Source organism: Providencia sp. (genome assembly GCF_040396775.1).
Classification (GTDB): domain Bacteria; phylum Pseudomonadota; class Gammaproteobacteria; order Enterobacterales; family Enterobacteriaceae; genus Providencia.
The window spans coordinates 61,795-70,453 of sequence record NZ_JBEBNT010000020.1 but is presented as its reverse complement, the minus strand read 5'-3'; the positions used below and the strand labels follow the sequence as shown (position 1 = coordinate 70,453).

Annotated in this window: 7 protein-coding genes; 2 read left to right on the top strand and 5 right to left on the bottom strand. The window is 41.9% G+C overall.

The features are described 5' to 3' along the window. Positions 1 to 110: 110 nt before the first annotated feature. The 4 genes from hemG to pepQ are packed head-to-tail and all read right to left on the bottom strand — an operon-like array spanning position 111 to position 4,112. A complete protein-coding gene (gene hemG, locus ABWP91_RS17180) occupies positions 111 to 635 on the bottom strand; it encodes a menaquinone-dependent protoporphyrinogen IX dehydrogenase (RefSeq protein WP_353244254.1) in 525 nt (174 codons plus the stop codon). 48 nt (positions 636 to 683) lie between these two features. Further along, positions 684 to 2,135: a Trk system potassium transporter TrkH gene (gene trkH, locus ABWP91_RS17175; protein WP_353244253.1), complete on the bottom strand. Its 1,452-nt coding sequence runs from the start codon at positions 2,133 to 2,135 to the stop codon at positions 684 to 686. A gap of 28 nt (positions 2,136 to 2,163) precedes the next feature. Beyond that, entirely contained in the window at positions 2,164 to 2,778 is a 615-nt protein-coding gene (locus ABWP91_RS17170; protein ID WP_353244252.1) for an IMPACT family protein, read from the bottom strand. Then, the gene (gene pepQ / locus ABWP91_RS17165; RefSeq protein WP_353244251.1) at positions 2,778 to 4,112 is read right to left on the bottom strand and encodes a Xaa-Pro dipeptidase; all 1,335 of its coding nucleotides are present in this window, start codon (positions 4,110 to 4,112) and stop codon (positions 2,778 to 2,780) included. Before pepQ ends, ABWP91_RS17170 begins: the two co-directional genes overlap by 1 nt. A 257-nt stretch (positions 4,113 to 4,369) precedes the next feature. Between pepQ and fadB the strand changes: the two genes are divergently transcribed. Further along, entirely contained in the window at positions 4,370 to 6,562 is a 2,193-nt protein-coding gene (gene fadB, locus ABWP91_RS17160) for a fatty acid oxidation complex subunit alpha FadB (RefSeq protein ID WP_353244250.1), read from the top strand. 4 nt (positions 6,563 to 6,566) lie between these two features. Next, on the top strand, positions 6,567 to 7,733 hold the full coding sequence (gene fadA / locus ABWP91_RS17155) for an acetyl-CoA C-acyltransferase FadA (RefSeq protein ID WP_353244249.1): 1,167 nt from the start codon (positions 6,567 to 6,569) through the stop codon (positions 7,731 to 7,733). 214 nt (positions 7,734 to 7,947) lie between these two features. Here the strand turns inward: fadA and fre are convergent, their stop codons facing one another. Continuing rightward, positions 7,948 to 8,649: an NAD(P)H-flavin reductase gene (gene fre / locus ABWP91_RS17150; RefSeq protein ID WP_353244248.1), complete on the bottom strand. Its 702-nt coding sequence runs from the start codon at positions 8,647 to 8,649 to the stop codon at positions 7,948 to 7,950. Positions 8,650 to 8,659 lie beyond the last annotated feature (10 nt).

The window sequence follows — 8,659 nt, the reverse complement described above, 5'->3', positions numbered from 1 at the left end:
ATTATAGGGAGTCAGAAAAATCTGGCAACCCCTTTTTTGCATTTTTTTATTCAACAGCTGGATTATTAAACAAATCGTGTAAAAAAAGCATGATTTGTTGAAAAAAGGTACTATAAGTTATCAAATTCAGCTGCGAATTGTGAAACATTTTCCCAATTAGTGTATTCAATCTCTGTATTAGGATCAGTTGGCCCATCCGTCATTTTCATAATTAGACGGATCATCACTCTATCAAACCATTTATAACGCGGATAAAACAATGCGCCTGCAAATACAGACTTCAATATTGGCTTCCAAGGACAGGCTTCTAAGAACTTACGTGTGTAGGCATTTGTCTCTACAGTATTCTTACCTTCTTTTCTTGCCGTAAGATTCACAGCAAAAAAAGCGCTTTTCATTGAATTCAATTGGCTTTGATGGGAAACAACGAAACGTTGCAGTTTTTTATTGAAATGCCCATAACGAATAGAAGCCCCCACAAGAACTTTATCATAAGCAGCTAAATTAAAACTTTGCTCTGTATTCAAATCGCGAATATCACACTCTCGACCTAAGCTGCGCAATTGCTCTGCCATTTTTAAAATAATTTTCTTGGTCTGCCCATCCGTACTGGAGTGTAAAAGTAAATAACTCATTATCGTTCCTAGATTTTAATCATTTCTATATAGCAATAGTGTACTAAATTACTCACGCCAAAACGTTGGGGTCAGTAACACTAATAAGGTAAATACTTCTAAACGACCAAATAACATGGTGACAACTAGAATCCATTTACCAGCTGGATTCATGCTCGTAAAATTATCAGCTACAGTCCCTAACCCTGGGCCTAAATTATTCAATGTAGTAGCTATCGCAGAAAATGCTGAAAATTCATCAACCCCCGTTGCGATTAACAATAATAAGCTAACAACAAAAACCAATGCATACGCTGAAAAGAATCCCCAAACCGCTTCAATGATACGTTCTGGAAGGGCCCTTTGCCCTAACTTAATAGTGTAAACCGCATTTGGGTGAACAAGCCGTTTTAATTCGCGGGAACCTTGCAGGAACAATAATAAGATACGAATAACCTTTAAACCGCCCCCTGTTGAACCCGCACATCCACCAACAAATGCCGCGCACAATAAAAGCATCGGTAAAAAGAGTGGCCAACCAGAGAAGCTATCTGTCGTGAAGCCAGCCGTTGTGGCCATCGATACAACTTGGAAAAATGCTTGATCTAACGTTTGTCCGAAGCTACCGTATACTGAGTGGTACATCAATACAGCAGTACAAACCAGCACTAAAGCAAATTGGAAGCTGATAAACATTCTAAATTCAGGGTCTCGCCAATAAATCCCCAGGCTTCTCCCAGTCAAAACCGCAAAGTGCAAACCAAAGTTACACCCCGATATAATGAGAAACACCCCAATAATGGTATTAATGGCTGGGCTATTAAAATAGCCAACGCTTGCGTCATGGGTAGAAAACCCACCAATGGCTATCGTCGAAAAGCTGTGGGAAATGGCATCAAATACATCCATCCCAGCTATCCATAGCGCTATTGCACAGGCAATCGTCAATAACACATAGATAAGCCATAAGGTTTTTGCTGTTTCTGCAATTCGTGGCCGCATTTTATTATCTTTCAATGGCCCCGGCATTTCCGCACGGTAGAGCTGCATTCCTCCAACACCTAATAGAGGAAGGATAGCAACTGCCAACACGATGATCCCCATCCCCCCAAGCCACTGTAACATTTGCCGATAGAACAAAATTGCTTTAGGTAGAGAATCAAGCCCCGTTAGTGTTGTTGCACCTGTCGTCGTTAAGCCAGAAAAGGATTCAAAAAAGGCATCCGTCACGGAAAGGTTTGGTCTTTCAGAGAAGATAAACGGTAATGCTCCCACGCTGCCTAGCACAGTCCAAAATAAGACAACAATCAGAAAGCCTTCTTTTGCTTTCAACTCATGTTTGCTATTACGTGTGGGTAGCCATAAAAACAGGCCAATGAGTAAAGCCGTCACAAATGTTTGGCTGAAGGCGCGCCCCGCACCATCGCGGTAAATTAACGCGACAATACCTGGAATAACCATGGTAAAAGAAAAAATGATGACAAGCAGCCCGACAATACGGGTTATTGCGCGAAAATGCATTCGGCAGGTTCCTTGCTAAAGCGGTTGACTATTCCGATTCTGGCGTAAGTGTTAAGGCACCACGACTTATATCGCGTAATTTATCATTGACCTCCTGCTCAAGGGTAGCAGGAATTGTAATTTGCAAAGCAACAGCTTCATTATAATCACTGTGCAAAATCACGCCATTGACCTGAGCAAGTAGCAGCTCTATTGCATTAATCAGCGAATAATCACACACTAAATTAAACACTTTCTGAGGGACTTTAATTTGCGTCGGTAATATTTTCAGCGCTTGCTGTGCACCGCTACCGTAGGCTTTTACCAACCCACCCGTTCCCAGTTTAATCCCACCAAAATAGCGCACAACAACACAGGTGATTTCACCTAATTGGCTTCCTAAAAGTTGCGCCATAATAGGTTTGCCTGCCGTTCCTGTTGGTTCTCCGTCATCAGAAAAGCCCAATTGCTGAGAATCATCAGGCCGGCCAGCAACAAATGCCCAGCAATGGTGCCGGGCATCGGGGTATTGAGCCTTAATCGATTGAATATAATCTTTTGCCGCGTCAATACCCTCGGTATGAGCTAAGTAAGTAATAAATCGGCTTTTTTTAATTTCCTCAGTAAAAGAAATTGTTTTTGCTGGTATTAAATAAGGTTTCATCAACGTAAATGCAGGTCTCGAGTCATATTTTCGATACGGTTCGCGTGGATCACGATATTGTCTTCGATGCGAATACCACCGTATGGTTTAAAGAACTCAATTTTATCCCAATTAAAATGCTGACTAAACTCACCCATTCTCCACGCTGAAAGCAGTGACTCAATAAAGTAGAGCCCTGGCTCGATGGTTAGTACCATTTTAGGCTCTAAAATCCGGGTACAACGCAAGAAAGGATACATTTTTGGTGCTGCAAGGTGTGTTCCGCTATCATCTTGCATAAAGCCTGCCGCATCATGAACTTGCAGACCTAAGGGATGTCCTAATCCGTGAGGCAAAAACGGTGTTGTTAAACCATTTTCAACCATTGACTCTTCGCTAATACCATTAACGATGTCATGTTTCACAAGGATTTTGGCTATACGGTGATGCATATCTACATGGTAATCAGTATAACGGACACCCGCTTTGATTGTGTCGATAAGAGAAAGCTGTTCTTTATTAACATCCGCAACCAGCTCAGCAAATTCATCCTTGCCTTTTGCAGCATACGTTCTCGTGATATCAGCAGCATAACCGTTATATTCAGCCCCTGCATCAATCAAGAAACTCCGTAATTCAGTAGGAACAGATTGCTGTAATTTAGTGTAATGAAGCACCGCTGCATTTTCATTCAACGCAACAATATTGCCATACGGCACGTTAGTATCACGGTGGCCTGTTGACTGTAAATAGCTGACATTAATATCAAATTCACTCATTCCTGCACGGAATGCTTCCAATGCGGCGAGGTGGCCATTTACCGCCATTTTTTGCGCTTCACGCATACAATACAGCTCATAGTCTGTTTTATAGGCGCGATGGAAATGGTAATAGTCTAGAACTGGCTTCGGATTGATATTATCTAATGAGATACCTAAAGATTCAGCTCTTGCTGCCGCTGAACCAATGTAAGCCACATTATTTTTTGGCAAACTGGCAAGGAACCCTTTAATATCATCTGCATTTTTCAAATGAATGAGTTCAACATCTTTCGTCCAAAAACCATTAGGTAAAGGCTCAACACTGTGCCAATAATCAACAGGTGAATAGAACCATAATTTAGGTTTATTAACGCCATCCACTAATAACCAAGAATGAGGAACGTCAGTAACAGGAACCCAAGCCTTAAAGTGTGGGTTAACCTTAAATGGGTAGTCACTATCATCAAGAAAGATGCGAAGTGGTTCACCCGAATGAATCAATATGGCATCTAATTTGCTGCGCTGTAAGACTTGCTGAGTTCTGTTTTGTAACGTTTTAATATGATCAGCGTAGAGTGCAGTCAGTTTTTCCATTTCCTTCAACCTTTCAGCATTAATTAGAAAATCCAAGCTTATCACGTTCTGTTCTTAACGGATATGCACTCTGTTGCAAACCATCATTAATCCATTGATTAATAATTAAAATATCATTTTAATTCAACATTATTTCACTTAATTGCTGTGACCAAGATTCCAATTTTGTTATTAACCATTTGCAATTAATTAACATTCTAGTCACACTCGACCCATCTGGTCATACCAGATAACTTTATCATATAAAGGAGAACAGAATGCTTTATCAAAGTGAAACAATCTATATTCAATGGTTGAAAAAAGGTATTGCAGAACTGGTTTTTAACTCGCCAGGGCCAATCAATAAGTTGGATACCCACACCGTTGCTTCACTGGATGAAGCTGTGTCTGTTCTTGAGCAACAATCTGATCTGCAAGGTGTTATTTTCCGCTCTGATAAAACAGCCTTTATTGTTGGAGCCGATATCAAAGAATTCCTCTCATTATTCGAAGCACCGAAAGAAACTCTCAGTGAATGGCTGCAATACGCTAATAGCATCTTTAATCGTATTGAAGATCTCCCCGTTCCGACGATTTGTGCAATCAATGGTTACGCCCTTGGCGGAGGCTGCGAGTGTATTTTATCGACAGACTTTCGTATTGCATCCTCTGATGCACGCATTGGTTTACCCGAAACAAAACTCGGTATCATGCCAGGGTTTGGGGGTTCCGTTCGTTTACCAAGGCTAATTGGCTTAGATAGCGCACTGGAAATTATTACGGCGGGTAAAGATGTTAGCGGGCCCCAAGCCCTCAAATTAGGTTTAGTTGATGCAGTAGTTGAAACCGAAAAACTACCACAATCAGCTTTAGCCGTTATTGAATCAGCTATAGCGGGCAATATTAATTGGCAAAAGAAGCGTCAGCCTAAACTAGCTCCACTTCAATTAGGCCCACTTGAGCAAACTATGAGCTTTAATGTTGCGAAAGGGATGGTGTATCAAGTCGCTGGGAAACATTACCCTGCCCCAATGGCGGCAGTCAATACCATCGAAAAAGCAGCAAATTGTACTCGTGATGAAGCTCTAAAGCATGAAACAGCCGCTTTTGTTCCTCTAGCACACAGTGATGTTGCCCGCGCATTGGTAAACATTTTTCTTAATGATCAACAAATTAAGTCTAATAGCAAAAAACTTGCCCAAAATGTTAAAACACCAACCCAAGCCGCTGTCTTAGGCGCTGGTATTATGGGGGGAGGTATTGCATACCAGTCGGCCAGTAAAGGTATCCCTGTTTTGATGAAAGACATCAATGAGAAATCTTTAGAGCTTGGCATTGAAGAAGCACAAAAACTGTTGAATAACCAATTTGAGCGAGGCCGGATTAGCGCTACTAAAATGGCGACAACTTTAGCCGCGATCCACCCTTCACTATCTTATAGTGGCATTGAGAATAGCCAAATCATTGTCGAAGCGGTGGTTGAAAACCCCAAAGTAAAAGCCGCAGTATTATCTGAGGTTGAGTCTCTTGTTTCCTCTGAAACGATATTGGCCTCTAACACTTCAACCATTCCAATTTCTACATTGGCTAAATCGCTAAAACGACCTGAAAAATTCTGCGGAATGCACTTCTTCAATCCAGTACACCGTATGCCTTTAGTGGAAGTTATTCGTGGTGCACAAACATCTGATGATACGGTCGCACAAGTCGTTGCTTACGCTAATAAAATGGGTAAAACTCCCATTGTGGTGAATGACTGTCCTGGCTTCTTTGTGAATCGCGTTTTATTTCCCTACTTTGCAGGTTTCAATTTGTTACTACAAGACGGTGCTGATTTCAGAGAAATCGATAAAATCATGGAAAAGGAATTTGGCTGGCCAATGGGCCCAGCTTACTTACTTGATGTTGTTGGTATCGATACTGCCTTCCATGCCGAACACGTGATGGCTCAAGGTTTCCCTGAGCGAATGAGTAAAATGGGTAAAAATGCAATTGATGTAATGTATGAACAGCAACGCTTTGGCCAAAAGAATGGGAAAGGTTTTTATCAATATGAAAAAGATAAAAAAGGAAAACCTAAAAAAATTAATGACCCGCAAACCGATGAGCTACTGAATTCTATTTGCAAAGTTAAGCGTTCATTTACGAAAGAAGAGATTATCACCCGAATGATGGCTCCCATGATAAACGAAGTTGTTCGCTGCCTAGAGGAAGGTATTATTCAAAGCCCATCTGATGCTGATATTGCTCTGGTTTATGGTTTAGGTTTCCCACCGTTTAGAGGGGGGGTGTTCTGCTATTTAGACACTCTTGGTAGCCAATCATACGTAAAAATGACAGATACATATGCATCATTAAGTCCGCTGTACCAAGCTCCTGAAGGCTTAAAAACAAAAGCGGCTACCAATGCTACCTATTACCCACAACCTCCTGTTGTGGCTATTGATCTCAAAAAAGTTGCGAGGGGTTAACTCTATGGAAAACGTCGTCATTATTGATGGAATACGCACACCAATGGGCCGTTCAAAGGGTGGAGTATTTCGCCATGTCAGAGCTGAAGACCTTTCTGCGCACCTTATGAACGCAATTTTTGAACGTAACTCTAATGCAAGTAAAAAAGAGTTAAATGACATCATTTGGGGATGTGTCCAGCAAACATTAGAGCAAGGTTTTAATATTGCAAAAAATGCCGCTTTATTAACTGATATTCCCCATACCGTACCCGCTGTCACGGTCAACCGTCTTTGCGGTTCATCAATGCAGGCGGTACATGATGCAAGCCGATTAATTATGTCGGGTGATGCTAATTCAGTTTTAATTGGTGGTGTGGAACATATGGGTCACGTTCCTATGACACACGGCATCGACTTTAACCCAAAACTCACACTGAGAGTGGCTAAAGCCGCTGGAGCTATGGGGCTAACCGCAGAAATGCTAGCCAAAATGTACAAAATTAGCCGCGAAGAACAAGATGCCTTTGCGCTTCGGTCTCACCAACTTGCTGCCGCAGCTACTAAAAATGGTAAGTTCGCTAATGAGATCGTTGCCATTGAAGGCCATGATGCTGATGGAAATCTTATTTCCGTAAATTATGACGAAGTCATTCGCTTAGATGCAAGCCTTCAAGGCTTAGCCGCCCTTCGCCCTGCTTTTGACCCCGTAAGTGGCACAGTAACCGCAGGGAATTCATCTGCATTATCAGATGGCGCGTCTGCCATGTTACTCAGTAGCGAAAGCTATGCGAAGCAGCATGGCATAAAACCGAGAGCGAGAGTCAGAGCAATGGCCGTAGTCGGCTGTGACCCATCTATTATGGGATTTGGCCCTGTGCCTGCCACTGAAATGGCACTAAAACGAGCAGGCCTATCTTTAAATGATATTGATATTATTGAGTTAAATGAAGCATTCGCAGCTCAATCCATCGCATGTTTAAAAGGATTGAATATTGCTGAAAGCCTCATTGATGAGAAAGTGAACCTAAGCGGAGGTGCTATTGCACTGGGTCACCCACTCGGTTGCTCTGGAGCGCGGATCACAACTGCGCTACTAAATCAGCTAGAGCAAAAAGATAAGCAATTTGGGTTAGCCACAATGTGTATTGGTTTTGGTCAGGGGATCGCCACAATTATTGAACGAGTTTGATGCCTTTTTTCGTATAACATTGCATTTTTGTCGATGTTCCCGCCTAGTCAGGGGCGGGTTTTTTTTGCATTTTTCTGGCCAGATGACCACGCAAAGTTTAATCCCTATAGTGAATATTATAGGCAACAAAAGATAAAAAGATCCTAATGAACCTAGATAACTATGTAACTAGGGGGAGCAGAGAGAAGCCCCCGACAATTTGAACGGGAATGGATTAAATAAATTCGTAAGCATCACCAAACAACCGTTCAGCTTTTGCTCCGCGCTCATTACAAAAGCGATCTCTCGCACTTTTCGCCATTTCAAAACGACCCGCAATATAGATATCGTGCTCTGAAAGGTCACCAAAATCGTCTAATACTGCACTAAGGACAGTCCCTGTTCTGCCTCGCCATAATTCATCTGGCTGTTCAACAACAGGAACAACTTTTAAGCTTAGATATTTTTCACTAAGAGCCTGAAGTTCGCCGAGATCATATAAATGCTCTAACTGGCGTCCCCCCCAATAAAATGTGATATCACGCTGAGGGTTTTCCGCTAAAGCAGCAAGCAATATTGAATGGGTATAAGAGAACCCTGTTCCCCCTGCAATTAAAATCATTGGGTTTTGGCTGTCTTCACGAAACCACGCTTTACCATGGGGAATATCAATATCGATACGTTGTTGATCTAAAATCCTATCCATTACCGCCATGGCATATAAATTAATTTCAGAGGCGCCAATATGCAACTCGATAGTGCCTTTAGTACAGAGAGTAGAAGCCATTGAAAATGGTCGCTTGTCACGCTCATCCATCACGACCATCAAATATTGTCCTGCTTTAAAATGAAAGGGACCATCTGGCAACAAGATAACCCGATAAACCGTATCCGTGATAGATTCGACAGATGTGACTCTACAGCTTAAAGTTGCCATACTTTCCCTC

Excerpts from the sequence above, each read along its gene's own strand:
- pepQ (WP_353244251.1), bottom strand. The coding sequence starts at position 4,112 with ATGGAAAAACTGACTGCACTCTACGCTGATCATATTAAAACGTTACAA.
- fadB (WP_353244250.1), top strand. The coding sequence starts at position 4,370 with ATGCTTTATCAAAGTGAAACAATCTATATTCAATGGTTGAAAAAAGGT.
- fadA (WP_353244249.1), top strand. The coding sequence starts at position 6,567 with ATGGAAAACGTCGTCATTATTGATGGAATACGCACACCAATGGGCCGT.
- fre (WP_353244248.1), bottom strand. The coding sequence starts at position 8,649 with ATGGCAACTTTAAGCTGTAGAGTCACATCTGTCGAATCTATCACGGAT.
- hemG (WP_353244254.1), bottom strand. The coding sequence starts at position 635 with ATGAGTTATTTACTTTTACACTCCAGTACGGATGGGCAGACCAAGAAA.
- trkH (WP_353244253.1), bottom strand. The coding sequence starts at position 2,135 with ATGCATTTTCGCGCAATAACCCGTATTGTCGGGCTGCTTGTCATCATT.
- ABWP91_RS17170 (WP_353244252.1), bottom strand. The coding sequence starts at position 2,778 with ATGAAACCTTATTTAATACCAGCAAAAACAATTTCTTTTACTGAGGAA.